Below are 20625 nucleotides of genomic sequence, written 5' to 3' on the forward strand. Positions count from 1 at the left end.
GCCGCCGGGCCGCAACGTGATCACGGCCACCGTGGCGGCGACCGCCACCAGCACGACCGCGGCGGCCCCGACCAGCAGGGCCCGACGGCGGCCGCCCGACCCTGCCGGGCGGGGGTCCTCCCGGGTGTCCACCGCCCCCGCGGGTGGCCACGGCGCCGCCCCGACCGGGTGTCCGGCCGGGCCGGCAGAGCCCGTCGCGGCCGGCGGTGCGGCCGGCGCTCCGGTGCCGCCCGCACCCGCGGCGGAGACCGGCGCGATCCCGGCGGAGTAGGTCGGCTGCCCGGGGCCGTGGCCGGGCCGGACGCCGGGCGGCGGCGTGGTCGGATGGGCCGGGGCGCCGGTGGGCGGCGTGGTCGGGAGAGCCGGAGCGCCGGTCGGCGGCGTGGTCGGAAGGGCCGGGTGGGCCGGGCTGCCGGTGGGCGGCGTGGCCGGGAGAGCCGGGGTGCCGGCCAGCGGCGTAGCGGCCAGGTGGGCCGGGGTGCCGGGTGGAGGTGTGGTCGGGAAGGACGAGGGGACCGGGTCACCGGGCGGGGCGGGGTGCGTACCCCCGGGAACGGCCGGCGGAATCGCGGCCGGCGGGGTCGGGGTCGGCGGGGCCTGGACCGGCGGCAGCCCGGTGGCCGGGGCGGACGGGCCGGCGGCGGCCGCCGGGCCGGCCGGGGTCGGGCCGGCCAGCGCCCACGGCGGGCGGGCGGAGAGCGGGATGGTGGCCAGCGTCGCGTCGCGTGTCTCGGCGGCGGCCCGGGCCAGGTCGGCGGCGCTGCCGAACCGGTCCGCCGGGCGCTTCGCCAGCGCGCGGGCGACCAGATCGACGACCGCCGGCGGGGTGCCCGGCGGCAGGGGCGCCGGTTCGTCCTGGAGGTGCCGCAGCGCCACCTCGAGGGGGTTCTCCCCGACGAACGGGGGCTGCCCGGCCAGGCAGTAGTAGGCGACGGCGCCGAGCGCGTAGACGTCGGTGGCGCCCGAGACCGGCTGGCCGGCGGCCTGCTCGGGGGACATGTACGAGGCGGTGCCGAGGACCATGTTGGCCGCGGTGATGCCGGCCAGGGTGCTGGAGCGGGCGATGCCGAAGTCGACCAGCACCACCCGGCCGTCGGGCTTGACCAGCAGGTTGCCCGGCTTCACGTCCCGGTGCACGATGCCGGCGAGGTGCGCGGTGTGCAGGGCCTCGGCGGCCTGCGCCACCACGGACATGGTGGACGCGGCGTCCAGCCGGCCGGCCCGGCCGACCCAGCCGACCAGCGGCTCACCCTCGACGTACTCCATCACCAGGTAGTCGACCCGGCTGCCGTCGGGGAGGGCGGCCTGGCCGACGTCGTGCACCGCGACGACGCCGGGGTGCCGCAGGGCGGCCAGCATCCGCGCCTCGGCCCGGAACCGGGCGGTGAACTCGGGGTCGGCGACCAGCGACGGCAGCAGCACCTTCACCGCCACCTCGCGTTCGAGCAGGATGTCCGTGCATCGCCACACCGCACCCATCCCGCCCGTCGCCACACGCTCGCCCAGCCGGTACCGGTCGCTGAGGACCACTCCCCGAGTCAGCACCGGGCCACCGTACCGGTCGATGCCGACGCGTCGATGCACCCCGGGGCACCCGGGTCCGCCGTGCGCCTCGTCGGGCCGCGGGACTCGCAAGGTCACTCCTCGCGTCCACAGGAGGCGAGCGAGCGGCCGTCGCGCGCCGGGCCGACTACGCTTGCGGGGGTTCGTCCCACGGGACTACGGCGGCGAGGGGAGACGCGGCATGGCGTGGAGCTGGCGGTACGAGGGCACGGACGGCCAGTCGGTGCAGGGGCCGACGGAGTCGTTCGGCAGCCAGGCCGATGCCGAATCCTGGATCGGTCAGACCTGGCGCGAGCTCGCGGCGTCCGGCGTCACCTCGGTCGCGCTTCTGGAGGACGACCGCGTCGAGTACCGGATGAGCCTGCTGCCCACGGCCGAGTGATGGCGTACGACCGTCCGGGCGGGGAACCGCTCGTGCTCGGTGTGCCGCGGGCGGCGTTCCGGCCCAGCCCCGTCTTCCTGGCCCTGGTCGCGCTGTTCGTGACGACCGGGGTGCTGGCCTGGAACCAGGTCGGCAACGTCCGGCTGGACGTCTTCGGATTCGTGGTCTCCGGCTGGCTGGTGTCGCTCTGCCTGCACGAGTACGCGCACGCGGTGGTGGCGTTCCGCGCCGGCGACCGCAGCGTCGCGCACCGCGGCTACCTGACGCTCAACCCGCTGAAATACAGCCATCCGCTGCTGTCCATCGCGCTGCCGGTGCTGGTGGTGCTGCTCGGCGGCATCGGCCTGCCCGGCGGCGCGGTCTGGGTGGACCGGCACGCCATCCCGGGGCGGCTGCGGCACACCCTGGTCAGCCTCGCCGGCCCGGCCACCAACGTGCTCTTCACCCTGCTGCTCGTGCTGGCCCTGCGGGCCGGCACCGGGACCGGCGGGTCGATCGAGTTCTGGGCCGGGGTGGCGTTGCTGGCGTTCCTCCAGCTCACCGCGAGCGCGCTCAACCTGCTGCCGGTGCCGGGACTGGACGGCGGCAACATGATCCAGCCGTGGCTGAACCAGCAGTGGCGCAGGATGTACGACCTGTTCGCCCCGTACGGCTTCATCCTGCTCTTCGCGCTGCTGTGGAACCCGCGGATCAGCGGCTGGTTCTTCGGTGTGGTCTTCGCCGTGGGCGACGCGCTGGGCCTCCCGTCGTGGCTCTACGCCGCCGGGTTCGACCTGATCCGCTTCTGGCGCGGCTGACGGCCGGGGCCGGTCCGGCCGGCGGCGTCGACCGGGCCGGTCCGGCCGGGCGCGGTGGCGCGCCGGCCGGACCGGACGGGTGTCACGGGCGCTGCGCCGGGCTCTCGGTCTTGGCCGGGTTGCGCTCGGTGATCGGGTCGACGATCTCGTCGATCGCCTTGAGCAGGTCGGCGTCGAGCCTCACCCCGGCCGCCTTGACGTTGTCCTGCACCTGCTCGGGGCGGGACGCGCCGATGATCGCCGAGGAGACGTTCGGGTTCTGCAGCACCCAGGCGATGGCCAGCTGGGCCATGTTCAGCCCGGCCTGCTCGGCCAGCGGCCGGAGCCGCTGCACCCGGGTCAGCACCTCGTCGCCCAGGAACCTGGCGATGAAGCCCGCCCCGGACTTCTCGTCCGTGGCGCGGGAGCCGGCCGGCGGCGGCTGGCCCGGCAGGTACTTGCCGGACAGCACGCCCTGGGCCATCGGTGACCAGACGATCTGCCCGACGCCCAGCTCCTCGCTGGTGGGGACGACCTCGGACTCGATGACCCGCCAGAGCATCGAGTACTGCGGCTGGTTGGAGACCAGCGGGATGCGCAGCTCGCGGGCCAGCTGGTGGGCCTCGCGGATCTGCGACGCCTTCCACTCCGAGACGCCGATGTAGTGCGCCTTGCCGGAGTGCACGACGTCGGCGAACGCCTCCATCGTCTCCTCCAGCGGGGTGCTGTAGTCGTACCGGTGGGCCTGGTAGAGGTCCACGTAGTCGGTGCGCAGCCGACGCAGTGAGCCGTTGATCGACTCCATGATGTGCTTGCGGGACAGGCCCCGGTCGTTGCGGCCGGGCCCGGTGGGCCAGTACACCTTGGTGAAGATCTCCAGCCCCTCGCGCCGCTCGCTCTGGAGCGCGCGGCCGAGCACGTCCTCGGCGCGGGTGCCGGCGTAGACGTCGGCCGTGTCGAAGGTGGTGATGCCGGCGTCGAGGGCGGCCCGCACGCAGTCGAACGCGGCCTCCTCCTCGACCTGCGAGCCGTGGGTGATCCAGTTGCCGTACGAGATCTCGCTGACCATCAGGCCGGAACGGCCCAGGTGACGGAATTCCATGACCCGACCCTATCCCCGACGCCTCGGCGGCCCCGTCGGGCCGGCCGCCGGTGTGATCGTCCGCCTAGAGCACCGGTGTGGCGTCGGTCAGCAGGAGGTCGATCTCCCCGATCAGCTCGTCGCGGGAGCGGTGCACCGGGTCGATCAGGGGCGCGCCCCGCCGGTCGAGCGCGCCCCAGCGTCCGTTGCCGGTGCCGACCAGGAACGCGACCGGGTGGATGACCAGCGCGGGGTGCGCCGGCGGCACGATCAGCGCGCCGGAGCGGTCCACCACGCCACGGCGACCGCCGGCCTCGACGACCGCCAGGCCCTCGTCGGTGAAGCCGTCGACGTGCCGGCCGTCGGCCAGCTCGGTGCGGAGCGAGTGGTAGCGGGTCGGCACCACGATCCGGCCGGTGCGGTCGACGGCGCCCCAGCCTTCCCGGCGTACCGCGGCCACGCCCCGGCGGAACGGGCGTACGTCGGCGAAGCCGGGCGGGACCGCCACGTCGCCGGTGGGGTCGATGGCCTGCCAGCCCGCGGCGCCGTCCTGGACGACCCAGGCCAGGCCGTCGGAGAAGGCCCGGACCGCCAGGTACGACGGTGCGATGACGGTGGTGCCGGTCAGGGCGATCAGCGACCACCGGTCGGTGTCCGGCCGGCGCACCCAGGCCAGCCCTTCGCGGAACGGCTGGGCCTCGGCGTACCGGGCCGGGATCACCAGGTCGCCGTCCGGGTCGGCGTAACCCCAGAGGGCGCCGTCGTGTGCCGGCACCGGGGGCCGGACCGGCTCCAGCACCTCGTCCCGGCTCCGGGAGTACGGCCCGAAGCCCCGCTCCGCCACCCGCTCGGCGACCGCGTCCAGGCTGATCCGGACCCGCGCCAGCAGCTCGGGGTCCCCCTCGCCACGCAGGTCCAGCGCCTGCTCGAAGTGCTGGCAGGCCTCCATGAACCGGCCCTGGTCGTAGCAGGAGCGGCCGGCGTGCTCGTGCAGCGCCGCGCGCAGCCGGTCGGGCAGTTCGGCGGAGGTGGCCCGCGCGAAGAGCTGGTCGGCCTCCGTGAAGTCGCCGCGCCAGCGCAGCACCTGAGCGAGCCGTGCCTGGGCCAGCGCGACCCGGCGCAGCTCCCCGGTCGCCTCCGCGTACGTCAGGGCCAGCCGGCCGTCCGCGAGCGCGTCGTCCAGGTCGCCGACGATCCGGGAAACCACCGCACGCAGGCTCAGCAGCCGGGCCCGAGCCCGGTTGTCCATGGCGGTGCCGAGCTTCTCGGTCAGTCGTCGCCGGACCGTCCGCAGCTCGTCCGGGTCGTCCGGCACCTCGCGGAGCGTCCCGGGGTCCAGCCGCCAGCGGTAGCTCGCCAGCACCTGCTCGGGATCACCCTGCGCGGCGGCGCCGCGTTCGTCCGGACGCTCGTCCGCCGGGGTGGTCGCCGGCGGCGCCGACACCGGTCCGGCGGGCGGAGCCGACACCGGCGCCTCGCTCGCCGGCGCGGACGTGGGCGACTGCTCGCCGGGACCGGACACGGGTGCTGCCGAGACGGGCGCCACGGACTCCGACCCGGGATCGGGCGCCGGGTGCTCCGACCCGGAATCGGGCGTCGGGTGCACCGACCCGGACGCGGGCACGGCCGAGATCGGTGCCCCGGAGACGGGCCGGGCGGGTGGTCCGGAGACGGGCGCCGACGCCGGCGCGGGTGGCCCGGACGCGGCTGCCGCCGGCGGGGCGAAGATCGGCCCCGACTCGGCCGGCCCGGTCTCCGACAGCTGGTCCACGTCGGACAGTGCCGCCCCGTTGGGCGTTGCCGCCTCCGCGTGGGAGTCCGTGCGCGGAACCGCTCCGTCCGGTCCGGGCACCGGGCCGGGTGCTCCGGTGACGGGCGTCCGCGGCGAATCCGCACCGGATGCGTCCGTCACCGAGCCTGAGCCGGACGAGGGTGCTGGCCGGCCGGCGTCGGGCTCTGCGAACACGGATCGGACCGGTGGCACCGATTCCGGGCCGGCGGGTGGCGCGGAGACCGGACCGGACGGAATGCCGGACACGGGCGCGGCCGGCGGCGCCGACATGGGCCGTGCCGGAGCCGCGGCGGCGTCCGTGGCCGGAGGAACGCGGTCCGCCGGGGGCGGTGCGGTGGACCCGGCCTCGGCGTGCGTGGAGAACGGCCCCGGCGGCGACGCCGACACCGGGCGGCCGACCGGATCGGCCTCGTCGCCGGACCGGACGGCACCGGCGGCCGGCGGCGGCGCGACGGGCGGCGCGGAGACCGGGGAGGCCGGCGGCGCGGTGTGGGCGGACGCGCTCGCCCCGTCGGGCGGTGCGGAGACGGGGTAGGCCGGCGGTCCCGAGACCGGGTGGGCGGGCGGTGCGGAGGCCGGGTGGGCGGGCGGTCCCGAGACCGGGTGGGCCGGCGGTGCGGAGACCGGGTGGGCCGGCGGTGTGGAGACCGGGTAGGCGGGCGGTGCGGAGGCCGGGGGTCCCGAGACCGGGTAGGCCGGGGGTCCCGAGACCGGGTGGTCGGGCGGTCCCGAGACCGGGTGGGCCGGCGGTGCGGAGACCGGGTAGGCCGGCGGCGCCGAGACCGGATAGGCGGGCGCCGTGGCCCCCGCCGCGTCCGACGGTGCGGAGTCTCGCGGGGCCGGCGGCGCGGATACCGGGCGGTCGAGGGCGGTCGGGTCCTCGTCGACGGTCAGCGCCGGGTCGGGACGGGTGGCCGCCGTCGCGTCCGTGGGAGGTGCCGAGACCGGGCGGGGCGGCGCCGTCGGCTCGGGCGGCAGTGCCGAGACCGGGCGGGCGGACGGCTCGGCCGGTGGCGCGGAGGTCGGTCGGGCGGACGGCACGCCGGCCGCGTCGGCCTGCGGCGCGGAGGCCGCCCGGCCACCCGCCGTGGTGTCCTCGGCGGCGCCGACCGGGCCACCGGTCCAGGCGGTCGGCGGCGCCGACACGGGTGCCGGGTCGGCCTGCTCCGGCGGGGTGGTGGCCGTGCCGGCCCGGCCGGACTCCGCCTCGTCCGGGCCCTTGGCGCCGAACCAGGCGTCCGGACCGCCGCGGCTCGGCCGGTCCGCCTCGGAAGGGAACGGCGGTGCGGGCGGATCCGACGGCGGCGGCGGTACATAGACCCGTGGCCGGCCGGGCGCGATCGGCGGTGCCTCTCCGGTGGGGTCGGCGACGACCTCGGGCTGGCCCGCCGGCGGCGCGGCGACCGGGGGCCGGTAGCTCGGCGGGGCCGACGTCGGGCGGTCGACCGGCGGCGCGGAGGCCGGGTGACCGGCCGACGCGGGCACGGCCGGGTCGCCGGGCGCTCCCGACGCGCGGCGCTGGCCGTCCGGGGTCGGCGTCGGGCGCTGGCCCGCCGGGTCGGATGTGGGCCGGCGGTGGTCGGGCGGGGCCGGCGCGCGACGGAAGTCCTCCGGCGGGGTCGGGCGGCGACCGCTCGGCGAGACGGGCGCGGGGTCGTCGGCCTGCGGGCCGGGCCGGTACCGCCCTGCCGGTGGCGGCGCGTCGGCGGCCGCCGCTCCGGGGTAGCGCGGTGGCGGGCCCTCCGGCCGGGGCGGCGGGGCCGGTTCGGGGCGTACCGGCGCGCTCGGGGACGCCCCGATCGGGGGTTCGGCCGGGGCCGGCAGGAACTCCATGCGGAGCCGGGCGGCTGGCGGGCCGGAGCCGGGGGCCAGGTCGTCGGGTGGTGTGGGCGGCCGGTGCGCCGGCCCGGCCGTACCAGGCACGGGCGCGCCGGCCGTCGGGGACACCGGCGCCGCCGACGTCGGGGCGGCCGCGGCCGGGGAGACCGGGGACGCCGGAGCCGGCGAGGTCGGGGACGCCGGCGGCGGGGAGACCGGGGAGGCCGATGGTGGGGAGACCGGCCGGGAAGGCGGGGGGACCGGCGGCGGGGAGACCGGCCGGGCACCTGGCGAGACCGGGGTAGCCGATGCCGGGGAGACCGGGGCGGAGGAGACCGGGCGGCCGTGGGGCGGTTCGCCCGGCCCCGGCCGGGACGGGTGTCCCGGGTGCTGCGGCCGGCCGTCCGACACCCGCGGGGCCGGATCCGCCGGACGGGCCCGGCCGGCGGCCGGGGAGACTGGCGGGCCGGAGACGGGAGCGTGGCCGGCGGCCGGGGACACCGGCGGGCCGGAGACGGGAACGTCGCGGGCCGGCGGGCCGGGCGGCACGCCGGGACCGGCGGGGCGGGCCGGCGTGCGCTGGGGTTCGTCGTACCGCGTCGGTCGCTCGGGTCGGGCGCCGCGCTGCGGCTCGTCGTACCGGGTCGGTGGCTCGGGTCGGGCGCCGCGCGGCGGCACGCCGGGTTCGACCGGGCGGCGCTCCGGGCGCGGCTCGACGGGACGCGCCGCGTCGCGGCCACGGTCCGGACGCACCGGGCCGGGTGGCGGCCAGGGCAGTACCCCGTCGGAGTCCCGATGCGGCTGCGGTTCGCGGTACCCCTCCGGCGGCTCGGCGTGCGGGCGGCGGTCGGCGTACGGCTCGGCCCGGCCGGTCGCCTCGCGTGGCTGCCGGCGCGGGTCGGCGCCGTGCCCCTCCGGGCGGTAGCGCGGGTCGGGCTCGTGCCGTGGGTGTCCGTTGTGGTCCGGGTGGCGAGGCCGGTCGTCGTCGTACCAGACGTGACCGGCGCGGTCCGGCTCTGGCCGGGGTGCCCGGTCCTCCCCGTAGCGAGGCCGGCCGGCGGGGTCGTGGTCGGGGCGGTGGGGCCGGTCGTCGTACCGTGGCTGGCCGCCGCCGGGGCGCGGCCCGGACCGGTCGCGACCGCCGTCGTGGAGGTCGTCGGAGTGCCGGACGTCGTCCGGGTGGCGGCTCCGCTCGCCGGCGTGGCCCCACGGATAGCGGGTCCGGTCGGTGCCCCGGTCGTAGCCGGCGGCCGGCCGCTCCACGCTGTCCCGCCGGCGGGGTGGTGTCTCCTCGTCGGGCTCCGGCATCCAGCCCGAGTCCGGGCGGGGCCCGGGAGAGGGCGGCCGGCTCCGGCCGACCGGCTCGGACCGGGCGGGGCGGGGCTCGTGGCGGTCGTGGGCCGGCGGCTCGCGGTGCCAGTCGTCCTCCCGGGTGACCCGCTCCTCGCCGCGGGAGCGGCGGTCGGCCCACTGGGTGCGGCCGTCCGGGGCGGACCGTCGGGCCGGCGGCCGCTCCTCGGGGCGGGTCGGCTCGGCGTGCGGGCGGCGGTACAGCTCGTCGTCCCGCCGCCCGGCGCGGCTGTCGTAGCGCCCGTCCCAGTCCTCGTCGGGCGACGGCTCGTCGTCCCAGGACCGGCCCACGTACGTCCCGTCGGGTCGGGTCGGGGCGAGCGGCGGGACGTCGGCGCGGCCGACGACGCTCGCCCGGCCGCGGGGCGGCGGCGCGTGCTGGACGCCGATGTCGCCGGGGTAGCGCTGGCCGGGGAACTGGGGATGCCACTCGTCGGTCGGTTCGACCACCCAGGACGGTTCGGCCGGGCCCCACCGGTCGGGGTACCGACTGCTCATCCGGTGTGCCTGTCGCCGCGCGCCGGGCCGGTGGCGGTTTCCCTGCGACGCCGTCGGAACTCGGCCGCGTACCGGTGACCGCCGGCCCTCCGGTCGCCGCGGACCGCGGTCCGGTGGCCGGCTCGCGTCCGCTCGCTCACGGCGTTGTCACCTCGTTGCCAATTGTCGCGCTGGGCACCCGACCTGCCGGTAGAGTCGCCCGTTCCGGCAGGGCGTGGCTGCGGATGGAGGGTAGCGGCGTGGGCTCGGTCACCGCCACTGTGGCACCGGCCACCCTGACAAACGTTATCCGATCGTTTCGGACATTTGTGGCTATAGCCGTATCCGGCTTTCGACGATACTCCACCTACCGGCAGGCCGCGGTGGCCGGCGTCGTCACGAACGTGGTGTTCGGCTTTCTCCGCTGCTACGTGCTGCTCGCCGTGGCCGGCGCTGCCGGTTCCGCGGCCGGGTACGACCGGGAGCAGCTGGCCACCTTCGTCTGGGTCGGACAGGGCCTGCTCGCCGTGGTGCTGCTCTGGGGCTGGACGGAGCTGGCCGAACGGATCCGTACCGGCGACGTCACCGCGGACCTGCTCCGGCCGGTCCACCCGGTGACCGCCTACCTCGCCGCCGACCTGGGTCGCGCCGGGTACGCCGCGCTGGCGCGACTGCTGCCGCCGGTGCTGGTCGGTCCGCTCTTCTTCGACCTGCGCCTGCCGACCCGCTGGTCGACGGCACCGCTCTTCGTGGTCTCGGCCGCCGTCGCGGTGGTGCTCTGCTTCGCCTGCCGGTTCCTGGTCAACGCCACCGCGTACTGGCTGGAGGACGTGAGGGGCCCCCTGATGCTGTGGACGCTCGGCTCTGGCGTGCTGGCCGGCCTCTACTTCCCGCTGCGCTTCCTGCCGGAGTGGCTGCACCTGCCACTGTGGATCGCCACGCCGTTCCCGAGCCTCCTCCAGACCCCGCTCGACGTGCTGGTCGAACGGGACTCCGCCGGTGTGCAGGTGGGGCTGGTCGCCCTCCAGGTCGGCTGGGCCGCGCTGCTGCTGGCCGCCTGCCGGCTGGTGCAGCGCCGCGCCGAGCGTCGACTGGTGGTGCAGGGTGGCTGAGCGGCCGGGCGGAACGCTGACCGCGTACCGGGCGTTGCTCGGCGCGCAGGCCCGGTCGCAGACCGCCTACCGCGCCTCGTTCGCGGTCGATCTCGTGGGCAACGTCGGGGCCACCGTCTTCGACGTGGTGACCGTGCTGGTCCTCTTCGGGGTGACCCGGGAGCTGGGCGGGTTCACATTGCGCGAGACGCTCGTCATGGTGGGCCTCTCCGCCTGCGCGTTCGCCACCGCCGACCTCCTGGTCGGCAATATCGAGCGCATTCCCCGGTATGTACGCACCGGCCTTCTGGACGCGGTGCTGCTCCGACCGCTCGGGGCCCTGCCCCAGCTGCTGCTCATGGACCTGCCGCTGCGCAAGGTCTCGCGGGCGCTGTTCGGGCTCGCCGTCTGGGTCGGCGCGGTCGCCTCGGCCGGCATCGACTGGACCCTCGGCCGGGCCGTGCTGGTGGTGCTCGCCCCGGTCGCCGGGGTGGTCTTTTTCGGTTCAATCTTCGTGGCCACCGCGACCGTGTCGTTCTTCTGGGTCGAGTCGGGCGAGCTGGCCAACTCCGTGACGTACGGCGGGCGTGACTTCACGTCGTACCCGGTCACCGTCTACGGCGGCTGGTTCCGCTCGCTCTTCGCGTACGGCCTGGGGTTCGCCTTCGTCAGCTACCACCCGGCGCTGGCCCTGCTCGGCCGTGCCGACCCGGTCGGCCTGCCGGCCTGGGTGGGCTGGGCCGCGCCCGGCGTCGCGGTGGTCGCCGCCGCGACCGCCGCCGCGGCCTGGCGCGTGGGAATCCGCCACTACCGGAGTACGGGGTCATGACAGCTGTCATCCACGCGCGCGGGCTGCGCAGGGAGTTCACGGTACGGGTGAAGACCGGCCGGCTGCGCCGGGAGAAGCGGGTCCGCGCCGCGGTCGACGGGATCGACCTCGTGGTGGAGCGGGGCGAGACGCTCGGCTACATCGGCCCGAACGGCGCCGGCAAGTCCACCACCCTGAAGATGCTCACCGGGGTGCTGATGCCGACCGCCGGCGAGGTACGCGTCTGCGGGCTGCGTCCGGTGGCCCAGCGCACCCGCCTCGCGAGACGCATCGGCGTGGTCTTCGGGCAGCGGTCGCAGCTGTGGTGGGACCTGCCGCTCGGGGAGTCCTTCGACCTGCTCCGGCACATCTACCGGGTGCCGGCCGCCGACCATGCGGCCCGGCTGCGCCGCTGCCGCGCCCTGCTCGACCTGGACGGCTTCCTGGACGTCCCGGTCCGGCAACTCTCGCTGGGGCAGCGGATGCGCGGCGAGCTGACCGCCGCGCTGCTGCACGGCCCGGAGGTGCTCTTCCTCGACGAGCCGACCATCGGTCTGGACGTGGTCAGCCGGCAGGCGGTTCGGGGCTTCCTCGACGAGCTGGGCCGGGCGGGCGACACGACTCTGGTGCTGACGACCCACGACCTCGCCGACATCGAGCGGCTCTGCCGGCGGCTGGTGGTGGTCGACCACGGGCGGGTCGTGCACGACGGCTCGATCGCGCAGCTGCACCGCCGGTACGGCTCGCGCCGGCTGGTCGTCGCCGACCTGGACGCCCCGCTGCCGGAGCCGCCGGTGCTGCCCGGGGCGCCGCTGCACCGCGTGGCGGCGGACGGCCGCCGGCTGGTGTACGCGCTGGAGTCCGCCGGGGTGCCTGAGGTGGTCTCCGCGTTGGCCGGGCTCGGCAGCCTGCGGGACATCGCGGTCGTCGAGCCGGACATCGAGGAGGTGGTGGCCCGCCTCTACCGGTCGCCGGCCGGTGACGTCGACGCGGCTGCCGCGGTGTCGCCGGCCGACCCGGTGCCGGTGGCCGGTGGCTCCACCGGTGGCCCGCCGGCTGGACCGGATCCGGCCGCGGCGAACGGGTGAGCGCCGGTCAGGGGTGTTCCATCACCAGCACTGCGAAGGTGCCGGGCAGGAGGGCCTCGTACCGGTGCGGCGCGTCCCCGGGGAATGTGGCGTAGTCGCCCGGTCCCAGCTCGACCAGGTCCTCCTCGGGGCCGACCCGGAGCCGGCCGGCGGCGACCACGACGTGCTCGACGCTGCGCGGGGTGTGCGCCTCCGCGGTGCGTACCGCGCCGGGCTCCAGGTCGATGAGGTAGACGTCCCGGCGGGCGTGGGCCGAGCCGGCGCTGAGGAGGGTGCCGGTGAAGTCGGCGTGTTCGGAGCGGACCCGGGGGCCGTCGCCGGCCCGGATCACCCGTACGGATGCCTGCGGCGGCTCGACCAGCCGGCTGAACGGCACGCCGAGCGCGACACCGAGCGCCCAGAGCGTCTCGACGCTGGGGTTGCCGGTGCCGGCCTCGAGCTGGGAGAGGGTGGACTTCGCGATGCCGGCCCGGCGGGCCAGTTCGGTGAGCGAGATGCCGACCCGGTCCCGTTCGCGGCGCAGCGCGGCGGCGATGGTGGCCAGCGGGGGAGCCGGTTCGGCGGGCATTGTTCACTCCATCGGTCTGTTTGTTCGGTTTGACGAACCGGTCCAGTCGTGTTCATCATGACGGACCATGCGTACGGTACAACGAACGGATCCGCGGCGGATGCTCCGCGACATCGCCGCGATCGGTGCGGCGATGGTCGCGGTGGGCGCCTCGTTCGGCGCGGTGGCGGTCGCCGCCGGGCTGCCCGTCTGGGCCACGGTCACGATGTCCGTGCTGCTGTACGCGGGCGGCGCGCAGTTCATGGCGGTCGGGCTGGTGGCGGCCGGCAGCCCGCTCGCCGCGGTGCTCGCCGGCCTGCTGCTCAACGCGCGGCACCTGCCGTTCGGGCTGACCCTCGGCGACAGCATCGGGCCGCGGCTGCGGCACCGGCTGCTGGGCAGCCACCTGATGACCGACGAGACCACCGCGTTCGCGCTGGCCCACCCGCCCGGTCCGGCCCGACGGCAGGCCTTCTGGTGGGCCGGGACGCTGCTCTTCCTGGCCTGGAACCTGGGCACCCTGCTCGGCGTGCTGGCGGGCGGAGTGGTCGGCGACCCGGCCGCGCTGGGCCTGGACGCCGCGTTTCCGGCCGGGCTGATCGCGCTGCTGCTGCCGAGCATGCGGGACCGGGACACCCGGCGGGCCGCGGTGGCCGGCGCGGTGCTCGCGGTGCTCGCCACCCCGCTGCTGCCGGCCGGGCTGCCGGTGCTGCTCGCCCTGGACGGCCCGGCCGTGCTCGCGTTGCGCCGCCGGCCGTCCGGACCAGGCCGTCACGAGGGTGGTGGGCCGACGGCCGACGAGCCGGCCGGGCCGGGCGCTGCGGGAGACCCAGGCGGCCCGGCCGGGGAAGGCGCGGCGACGTGGCCGGGCGTGCCCGCCGTGCGCTCGCCGGGGCGGCCGGTCTGCCGACCACCGCCGTGCCGGACCTGCGGGCGGGGGAGGCGGCGTGCTGATCGCGGTGATCCTCGCGCTGGCCGCCGGCACCTACGGCTTCCGGGTCGCCGGGGTGCTGCTGCGGGACCGGCTCGACCTGCCGGAATGGGCCCGCCATCTGCTGCCGGTCGGCGCCGCCGCGCTGCTGGCCGCGCTGGCCGCCACCGCCGCGCTCACCGAGGCCGGCTCGTTCGCCGGCTGGGCGCGGCCGGCCGGGGTGCTGGTCGGCGTGCTGCTGGCCTGGCGGCGGGCGCCGTTCGTGCTGGTCGTGGTCGCGGCGGCGGCCACCACGGCGCTGTTGCGCCTGGCCGGCCTGCCCTGACCGACGCGGGCCACCGGGCGGGGTCGACCCGGCGTCGGGCCGCCGGGCGGTCGGATCCTGCGTCCGGCCACCGGACGGCGTCGGACCCTGCGGTCAGGCCTTCGGGCGGTTCGGACGGGCGTCAGGCCGCCGCTCGGGTCGGTGGGGGCGTCGGCCGCGGGCTGTGGCGCCGGGCCGAACGGGGTCAGACCGGGTCGCCGATCTTGACGCGGGGGCCCGGGGCCCGCATCCGGCGGAAGGTGATCGAGCGCATGATCGCGTAGAGGTAGAGCGAGCCCATCCGCTGCTCGGTCTTGGGGAACCGCTCGCGGACCAGCTTGCCGATCTTGCGGGAGATCAGGATCGAGTCGACCACCACGCCCAGGGCGAGCGCGCCCCAGAGCACGTTGGAGACCAGCCGGACCACCGGGGGCATCGCCGCGTTCGACCCGATCAGCACGATCAGCGCACCGCCGAAGAACCAGGTGCCGATCGTGCGCCGGGAGTCGACCACGTTGCGGGCCAGCAGGCGCTCAGGGCCGCGGTCGCGTGGGCCACCCTCGCGGCGGAACTCGGCGGCCGCCTCGGCCCGCAGCTCCCGGCGGCGCTCCCGCGCCTCCTCCTTGCTCAGCGGCTTGCTGGACGTGCCGCCGGGACGCCGGCCCACCGTCGGCCGCTTGGGGGTCTCGCGCCCCTTGGCCGGTGTGTAGCCGCGCGAACGGGCGGACTCGGACGCCTCGTCGGGCGTCACGGAGGTGACGGCCTCGTCGACGAGGTCGGCGGACTTGCGGCGAAACAACGACGGCACGCGGAAAGGGTAGCCAAACGTTGGCGCCCGGTGCACATCGCGGTGCACCGGGCGCGAACGGAGTGAGTGAGATTACGGACGTTCGGCGTGCGCGCCCAGGTCGGCGAGCTTCGCCTCGAAGTCCTCGTAGCCCCGGTTGATCAGGTCGACGCCGTACACCCGGGAGGTGCCCTCGGCGGCCAGCGCCGCGATCAGGTGGCTGAACCCGGCCCGCAGGTCCGGGATGACCAGGTCGGCCGCGTGCAGCTTGCTCGGGCCGGCGATCACCGCCGAGTGCTTGAAGTTGCGCCGGCCGAAGCGGCACGGGGTGCCGCCCAGGCAGTCCCGGTAGACCTGGATGTTGGCGCCCATCGAGTTCAGCGCCTCGGTGTAGCCCAGCCGCTGCTCGTAGACCGTCTCGTGGACGATCGACAGGCCCCGGGCCTGGGTGAGCGCCACGACGAGGGGCTGCTGCCAGTCGGTCATGAAACCGGGGTGCACGTCGGTCTCGAGCGCGACGGACTTCAGCTCGCCGCCCGGGTGCCAGAACCGGATGCCGCCCTCCTGGCCCGGGTCGCCCAGCTTCGGCGGCCGGGTGTCGGTGACCTCGTACTCGCCGCCGACCGAGCGGAAGATGTTCAGGAAGGTCATCATGTCCGCCTGCTGCGCGCCGAGCACCTCGACGTGGCCGCGGGTGGCCAGCGCGGCCGCGGCCCAACTCGCCGCCTCGATCCGGTCCGGGATCGGCCGGTGCGTGTAGCCGTGCAGCTTGGGCACACCCTGGATCTCGATCACCCGGTCGGTGTGCACCTTGATGATCGCGCCCATCTTCTGCAGCACGCAGATCAGGTCGATGATCTCCGGCTCCACCGCGGCGTTGCGCAGCTCGGTGACGCCCTCGGCCATCACCGCGGTGAGCAGCACCTGCTCGGTCGCCCCGACGCTCGGGTACGGCAGCGCGAACTTGGTGCCGTGCAGCCCGTTCGGCGCCGACAGGTGCAGGCCCTCGGGGCGCTTGTCGACGGTGGCGCCGAACTCGCGCAGCGCCTGGAGGTGGAAGTCGATCGGCCGGGGCCCGATGTGGCAGCCGCCGAGGTCGGGGATGAAGGCGTGCCCCAGCCGGTGCAGCAGCGGCCCGCAGAACAGGATCGGGATCCGGCTGGATCCCGCGTGCACGTTGATCTGGTCGGTGCTGGCGCTCTCGACGTTCGCCGGGTCGAAGACGAGCTCGCCGTCCTCGTCGCCGTCGGTCACCTTGACGCCGTGCAGCCCGAGCAGGCCTCGGACCACCTCGACGTCGCGGATGTTCGGCACGTCGAACAGCCGGCTCGGGCTGTCGCCGAGCAGCGCGGCGACCATCGCCTTGGAGACCAGGTTCTTCGCGCCGCGCACGCGGATCCGCCCTTCCAGCGGAGTGCCTCCGTGCACGACCAGGACGTCGTCGGTCAACGCAACCTCCAGCGCGTCGGTGCTGCTGTGTTGATGGTGGGGCCCACGATGGTCACCGCTACCCCGGATGCGGCTGTGGTGAAACACGTCCGCCTGCGTCGTCGCTCCGGCAGCATAGTCCTCGGACGCGAACATGGAACCGGTCACACCGCCCGCAGCGTGTTAATCGGGCCATCCCGCACTAATGCGTACCAAGGGCGCTACGCAGAGTGATCAGCTGGCGGTCGGCGGCGGAGTGTCGGCGCCGGGCAGCGCGAGCATCTGGTCCAGTGCCACCCGGGCGTGGTGGGCGGTGTCCGGGTCGACGGTGATCTGGTTCACCACGCGGCCGGCCACCAGCTCCTCGAGCGCCCAGACCAGGTGCGGCAGGTCGATCCGGTTCATCGTCGAGCAGTAGCAGACCGCCCGGTCGAGGAACATGATCTGCTTGTCCGGGTGGGCCAGCGCGAGCCGGCGCACCAGGTTGAGCTCCGTGCCCACCGCCCAGGCCGAGCCGGCCGGCGCCGCCTCGATGGTCTTGATGATGTACTCGGTGGAGCCAACGTGATCCGCCGCGGTGACCACCTCGTGCCGGCACTCCGGGTGGACCAGCACGTTCACCCCGGGCACCCGCTCGCGGACGTCGTCGACGCTGTCGAGGGTGAACCGGCCGTGCACCGAGCAGTGCCCGCGCCAGAGGATCATCTTCGCGTCGCGCAGCTGCTGCGGGGTCAGCCCACCGTTCGGCTTGTGCGGGTCGTAGAGCACGCAGTCGTCCAGCGAGTAGCCCATCTCCAGCACGGCCGTGTTGCGGCCCAGGTGCTGGTCGGGCAGGAAGAGCACCTTCGACCCCTGCTCGAACGCCCAGTCCAGGGCCCGCTTCGCGTTGGACGAGGTGCAGACCAGCCCGCCGTGGCGCCCCACGAAGCCCTTGATGTCCGCCGAGGAGTTCATGTAGGTGACCGGGACGGTCTGCTCCGCGATCCCCAGCTCGGCCAGCGCGTCCCAGGCCGCCTCGACCTGCCCCAGCACCGCCATGTCCGCCATCGAGCAGCCGGCGGCTAGGTCGGGCAGGATCACCTTCTGGGCGTCGGAGGTGAGGATGTCGGCGCTCTCGGCCATGAAGTGCACGCCGCAGAAGACGATGTACTCCGCGTCCGGCCGGGCCGCCGCCTCCCGGGCCAGCTTGAACGAGTCGCCGGTGACGTCGGCGAACTGGATCACCTCGTCGCGCTGGTAGTGGTGGCCCAGCACGAACACCTTGGTGCCCAACGCCGCCTTCGCCGCCGCCGCCCGGGCCACCAGATCCGGGTCGCTCGGCGCCGGCAGGTCGCCCGGACACTCCACGCCGCGCTCGGTGGACGGGTCGCCGCCCCGGCCGAGCAACAGCAGTGCCGTGGCGGTGTTTGAGGGCTCTACCCAGGTCGAAGTCACGTCCTCCATGGTCCCACAGCGCGGGCGCGGCGCAGCTTCCCGCGATGTGTGCTGCCACACTGCTCGGCATGCGCGTGCTGCTCTGTCCGGACAAGTTCGCCGGCACCCTGCCCGCCCCGGAGGTGGCCGCCGCGGTGGCCGACGGCTGGCGGGCCGTCGCCGCCGGTGACGACCTGCTGATCCGGCCGCTCGCCGACGGCGGCCCGGGCTTCCTCGACGTCCTCGCCGACGCGCTGGAGGCCAGCCGGGTGCCGGTACGCACCGTCGACCCGCTCGGGCGGCCGGCGGGCGGTGAGATCCTGCTCACCGTCGACGGCACCGCGTACCTGGAGAGCGCTCAGGCCTGCGGCCTGCACCTGCTCGGGCCCGACGAGCGGGACCCGAAGGCGACCACCTCGTACGGGCTGGGGCTGCTGGTCGCCGCCGCGGTGGAACACGGCGCCCGGACCGTGGTGATCGGGCTGGGCGGCTCGGGCACCAACGACGGCGGCGCGGGCATGCTCACCGCGCTCGGCGTCACCCCGCTCGACGAGGCCGGCCTCGCCCTGCCGTACGGCGGCGCCGCGCTGGCCGCGGTCGCCAGGATCGACGGCGCGCCCCGGCTGCGTGACACCACGCTGGTCGCCGCCACCGACGTGGACAACCCGCTGCTCGGCCTGCACGGCGCGAGCAACGTGTTCGGCCCGCAGAAGGGCGCGGACCGGGCCGACGTGCTGCTGCTCGACGCCGCGCTGGAACGCTTCGCGGCGGTGCTGGAGCGGGATCTGCCCGGCTGCCCGGCCGGCCTCGGCGCGCTGCCCGGCGGCGGGGCGGCCGGCGGCCTCGGCGCGGCGATCCTCGCCCTCGGGGGCCGCTGCGAGTCCGGCATCGGCCTGGTCACCCGCGCCATCGACCTCGACGCCGCGCTGGACGACGTCGACCTCGTGATCACCGGAGAGGGTTCCTTCGACCACCAGTCGCTGCGCGGCAAGGTGGTGGCCGGGGTGGCCGGGGCCGCCCGGGACCGGGGGGTGCCGTGCGTGGTCGTCGCCGGCCAGGTGAGCACCGGGCGGCGCGAGGCCGCCGCGGCGGGCGTGACCGACGCGTACAGCCTGGTGGAGCACTTCGGGGGCGAGGAGCGCGGCGGCCTCGCGGCCGCGCTCGACCGGCCCGCCGAGGGCCTGCGCGAGGTGGGCTCGCGGCTGGCCCGGCAGTGGAGCCGCGCGCGGGAGGTGTGACCCACGCCGCGCGGGGAAGCCCCGAGGTCACGTCGCCGGGTCACCGGCCCGGAAGCGGCCTACAATCAAAAACTGGACCACAGTGGGAATCGCTGGCCGGCGGGTGACGTTGGTCGGGACGACCACAACCAACGCGCGCAGGGAGAATTCCACGTGACCACGCCAGCGCAGACCGAGTCGACCGAGGCCAAGGCCGCCACGTCCGTCGTCCTCACCGACGTCGCGGCGCAGAAGGTCAAGGCCCTGATCGAGCAGGAAGGCCGCGACGACCTGCGGCTCCGCGTCGCGGTGCAGCCCGGCGGCTGCTCCGGCCTGCGGTACCAGCTCTTCTTCGACGAGCGTTCGCTCGACGGTGACATCGTCACCGACTACGACGGTGTCGAGGTCGTCGTCGACCGGATGAGCAACCCCTACCTGGCCGGTGCCACGATCGACTTCGCCGACCGGATCGACGCCCAGGGCTTCACCATCGACAACCCCAACGCGGGCAGCTCCTGCGCCTGTGGTGACTCGTTCAGCTGAGTCGACCTCCGCGTCAGCACGGCGGGGCCGTCCCTTCGGGGGCGGCCCCGTCGTCGTCTGCGCCCCGGTGTCGCGCAGATGGCCGTTGTCCGACCGACCGGACACGGGTGGATTGACGGACCGGTAGGCTGACCGCGCCCTGCTCCCGACCCCGAGGGTTGACATGAAGATCGCGGTGACCGGTTCCATCGCCACCGATCATTTGATGAGCTTCCCCGGCCGCTTCGCCGACCAGCTCATCGCCGATCAGCTGCACAACGTGTCGCTCTCCTTCCTGGTGGACGACCTGGTGCTGCGGCGCGGCGGCGTGGCGGCGAACATCGCGTTCGGCATGGGGCAGCTCGGCCTGCGCCCGGTCCTGGTCGGCGCGGTCGGCGCCGACTTCGCCGACTACCGCTCCTGGCTCGAACGGCACGGCGTGGACTGCGCGTCGGTGCACGTCAGCGAGGTGGCGCACACCGCCCGCTTCGTCTGCACCACCGACACCGACATGTGCCAGATCGCCTCGTTCTACGCCGGCGCCATGAGCGAGGCGCGCAACATCGAGCTCGCCCCGGTGGCCCAGCGGCTCGACGGGCTCGACCTGGTCCTGGTGGGCGCGAACGACCCCGAGGCGATGCTGCGGCACTCGGCCGAGTGCCGGGAGCGCGGCTACCCCTTCGCGGCGGACCCCTCCCAGCAGCTGGCCCGGATGCCCGGCGAGGACGTGGTCGCGCTGATCGACGGCGCTGACTACCTGATGACCAACGACTACGAGAAGTCCCTGCTGCAGAGCAAGGCGGGCCTCAGCGACGAGCAGCTGCTGGACCGGGTCAAGATCCGGGTCACGACGCTCGGCAAGCACGGCGTGGAGATCGCCGGCCGCGACTTCGACCCGATCCACGTGCCGATCGCGCGGGAGATCCGGGCGGTCGACCCGACCGGCGTCGGTGACGGCTTCCGCGCCGGCTTCTTCACCGCCCTCTCCTGGGGCCTCGGTCTGGAGCGGGCCGCCCAGGTGGGTTCCCTGCTCGCCACGCTGGTGCTCGAGACGGTCGGCACGCAGGAGTACCAGGTGCGCCGCGACCTGTTCGTCAAGCGGCTCGCCGAGTCGTACGGCGACGTGGCCGCCGACGAGGTCCGCCCGCACCTGCTGCCCTGACCCCCGCCGTCAGTTCCCCGCGATCTTGCGGTTCCTGCCCCTGGTTCGCGGCAGTCGTCCCGGTTCGACCGGGCACGAAGTGCAAGAT

At 75.6% G+C, this 20625-nt stretch carries 15 protein-coding genes and 2 pseudogenes; 10 read left to right on the forward strand and 7 right to left on the reverse strand.

Features of this window, described 5'->3' with window-relative positions:
* Positions 1 to 735 precede the first annotated feature (735 nt).
* A pseudogene (locus O7603_RS29370) lies at positions 736 to 1545 on the reverse strand (serine/threonine-protein kinase); the annotation flags it as partial.
* A gap of 199 nt (positions 1546 to 1744) precedes the next feature.
* Between O7603_RS29370 and O7603_RS29375 the strand changes: the two are divergent.
* Complete coding sequence (locus O7603_RS29375) at positions 1745 to 1945, forward strand: hypothetical protein (RefSeq protein WP_281572963.1); 201 nt, start codon at positions 1745 to 1747, stop codon at positions 1943 to 1945.
* The gene (locus O7603_RS29380) at positions 1945 to 2742 is read left to right on the forward strand and encodes a site-2 protease family protein (RefSeq protein ID WP_281572964.1); all 798 of its coding nucleotides are present in this window, start codon (positions 1945 to 1947) and stop codon (positions 2740 to 2742) included. Before O7603_RS29375 ends, O7603_RS29380 begins: the two co-directional genes overlap by 1 nt.
* A gap of 82 nt (positions 2743 to 2824) precedes the next feature.
* Here the strand turns inward: O7603_RS29380 and O7603_RS29385 are convergent, their stop codons facing one another.
* Together O7603_RS29385 and O7603_RS29390 are read right to left on the reverse strand one after the other, a co-directional pair.
* The gene (locus O7603_RS29385) at positions 2825 to 3823 is read right to left on the reverse strand and encodes an aldo/keto reductase family protein (RefSeq protein WP_281572965.1); all 999 of its coding nucleotides are present in this window, start codon (positions 3821 to 3823) and stop codon (positions 2825 to 2827) included.
* A 64-nt stretch (positions 3824 to 3887) separates the two neighbouring features.
* Complete coding sequence (locus O7603_RS29390) at positions 3888 to 9260, reverse strand: WG repeat-containing protein (protein WP_281572966.1); 5373 nt, start codon at positions 9258 to 9260, stop codon at positions 3888 to 3890.
* Positions 9261 to 9499: 239 nt separating this feature from the next.
* On the opposite strand from O7603_RS29390, the gene O7603_RS29395 reads away from it, so the two are divergent.
* From O7603_RS29395 to O7603_RS29405, 3 genes are read left to right on the forward strand one after another with little or no spacing between them, the layout of a single operon-like run.
* Positions 9500 to 10351: an ABC-2 family transporter protein gene (locus tag O7603_RS29395; RefSeq protein ID WP_281572967.1), complete on the forward strand. Its 852-nt coding sequence runs from the start codon at positions 9500 to 9502 to the stop codon at positions 10349 to 10351.
* Entirely contained in the window at positions 10344 to 11159 is an 816-nt protein-coding gene (locus O7603_RS29400) for an ABC-2 family transporter protein (protein WP_281572968.1), read from the forward strand. Before O7603_RS29395 ends, O7603_RS29400 begins: the two co-directional genes overlap by 8 nt.
* Entirely contained in the window at positions 11156 to 12226 is a 1071-nt protein-coding gene (locus O7603_RS29405; RefSeq protein WP_281572969.1) for an ATP-binding cassette domain-containing protein, read from the forward strand. Before O7603_RS29400 ends, O7603_RS29405 begins: the two co-directional genes overlap by 4 nt.
* 7 nt (positions 12227 to 12233) lie before the next feature.
* Here the strand turns inward: O7603_RS29405 and O7603_RS29410 are convergent, their stop codons facing one another.
* A complete protein-coding gene (locus tag O7603_RS29410; protein ID WP_281572970.1) occupies positions 12234 to 12794 on the reverse strand; it encodes an XRE family transcriptional regulator in 561 nt (186 codons plus the stop codon).
* Between the two features lie 133 nt (positions 12795 to 12927).
* Between O7603_RS29410 and O7603_RS29415 the strand changes: the two are divergent.
* Positions 12928 to 13263: pseudogene (locus O7603_RS29415) on the forward strand (AzlC family ABC transporter permease); the annotation flags it as partial.
* Positions 13264 to 13720: 457 nt separating this feature from the next.
* Positions 13721 to 14029, forward strand: a complete 309-nt coding sequence (locus tag O7603_RS29420) for an AzlD domain-containing protein (RefSeq protein ID WP_281572971.1) — start codon at positions 13721 to 13723, stop codon at positions 14027 to 14029.
* 184 nt (positions 14030 to 14213) lie between these two features.
* On the opposite strand, the gene O7603_RS29425 is transcribed toward O7603_RS29420, so the two are convergent.
* The 3 genes from O7603_RS29425 to nadA form a co-directional block, all read right to left on the reverse strand.
* Positions 14214 to 14816 (reverse strand): DUF3043 domain-containing protein, encoded by a 603-nt coding sequence (locus tag O7603_RS29425; protein ID WP_281572972.1) that lies wholly within the window; start codon positions 14814 to 14816, stop codon positions 14214 to 14216.
* 72 nt (positions 14817 to 14888) lie between these two features.
* A complete protein-coding gene (gene murA, locus O7603_RS29430; protein ID WP_348651040.1) occupies positions 14889 to 16244 on the reverse strand; it encodes a UDP-N-acetylglucosamine 1-carboxyvinyltransferase in 1356 nt (451 codons plus the stop codon).
* Between the two features lie 213 nt (positions 16245 to 16457).
* The gene (gene nadA, locus O7603_RS29435) at positions 16458 to 17657 is read right to left on the reverse strand and encodes a quinolinate synthase NadA (RefSeq protein WP_281572973.1); all 1200 of its coding nucleotides are present in this window, start codon (positions 17655 to 17657) and stop codon (positions 16458 to 16460) included.
* Between the two features lie 44 nt (positions 17658 to 17701).
* On the opposite strand from nadA, the gene O7603_RS29440 reads away from it, so the two are divergent.
* The 3 genes from O7603_RS29440 (at position 17702) to O7603_RS29450 (ending at position 20537) form a co-directional block, all read left to right on the forward strand.
* A complete protein-coding gene (locus O7603_RS29440; RefSeq protein WP_281572974.1) occupies positions 17702 to 18874 on the forward strand; it encodes a glycerate kinase in 1173 nt (390 codons plus the stop codon).
* Positions 18875 to 19027: 153 nt separating this feature from the next.
* Complete coding sequence (gene erpA, locus O7603_RS29445; RefSeq protein WP_281572975.1) at positions 19028 to 19396, forward strand: iron-sulfur cluster insertion protein ErpA; 369 nt, start codon at positions 19028 to 19030, stop codon at positions 19394 to 19396.
* A 163-nt stretch (positions 19397 to 19559) separates the two neighbouring features.
* The gene (locus tag O7603_RS29450) at positions 19560 to 20537 is read left to right on the forward strand and encodes a carbohydrate kinase family protein (protein ID WP_281572976.1); all 978 of its coding nucleotides are present in this window, start codon (positions 19560 to 19562) and stop codon (positions 20535 to 20537) included.
* Positions 20538 to 20625: the final 88 nt, after the last annotated feature.

The sequence above is a fragment of the Micromonospora sp. WMMD812 genome (genome assembly GCF_027497215.1).
Lineage (GTDB): Bacteria > Actinomycetota > Actinomycetes > Mycobacteriales > Micromonosporaceae > Micromonospora.

Excerpts from the sequence above, each read along its gene's own strand:
- O7603_RS29405 (WP_281572969.1), top strand. The coding sequence starts at position 11,156 with ATGACAGCTGTCATCCACGCGCGCGGGCTGCGCAGGGAGTTCACGGTA.
- O7603_RS29440 (WP_281572974.1), top strand. The coding sequence starts at position 17,702 with ATGTGTGCTGCCACACTGCTCGGCATGCGCGTGCTGCTCTGTCCGGAC.
- O7603_RS29450 (WP_281572976.1), top strand. The coding sequence starts at position 19,560 with ATGAAGATCGCGGTGACCGGTTCCATCGCCACCGATCATTTGATGAGC.
- O7603_RS29380 (WP_281572964.1), top strand. The coding sequence starts at position 1,945 with ATGGCGTACGACCGTCCGGGCGGGGAACCGCTCGTGCTCGGTGTGCCG.
- O7603_RS29375 (WP_281572963.1), top strand. The coding sequence starts at position 1,745 with ATGGCGTGGAGCTGGCGGTACGAGGGCACGGACGGCCAGTCGGTGCAG.
- O7603_RS29385 (WP_281572965.1), bottom strand. The coding sequence starts at position 3,823 with ATGGAATTCCGTCACCTGGGCCGTTCCGGCCTGATGGTCAGCGAGATC.
- O7603_RS29390 (WP_281572966.1), bottom strand. The coding sequence starts at position 9,260 with ATGAGCAGTCGGTACCCCGACCGGTGGGGCCCGGCCGAACCGTCCTGG.
- O7603_RS29410 (WP_281572970.1), bottom strand. The coding sequence starts at position 12,794 with ATGCCCGCCGAACCGGCTCCCCCGCTGGCCACCATCGCCGCCGCGCTG.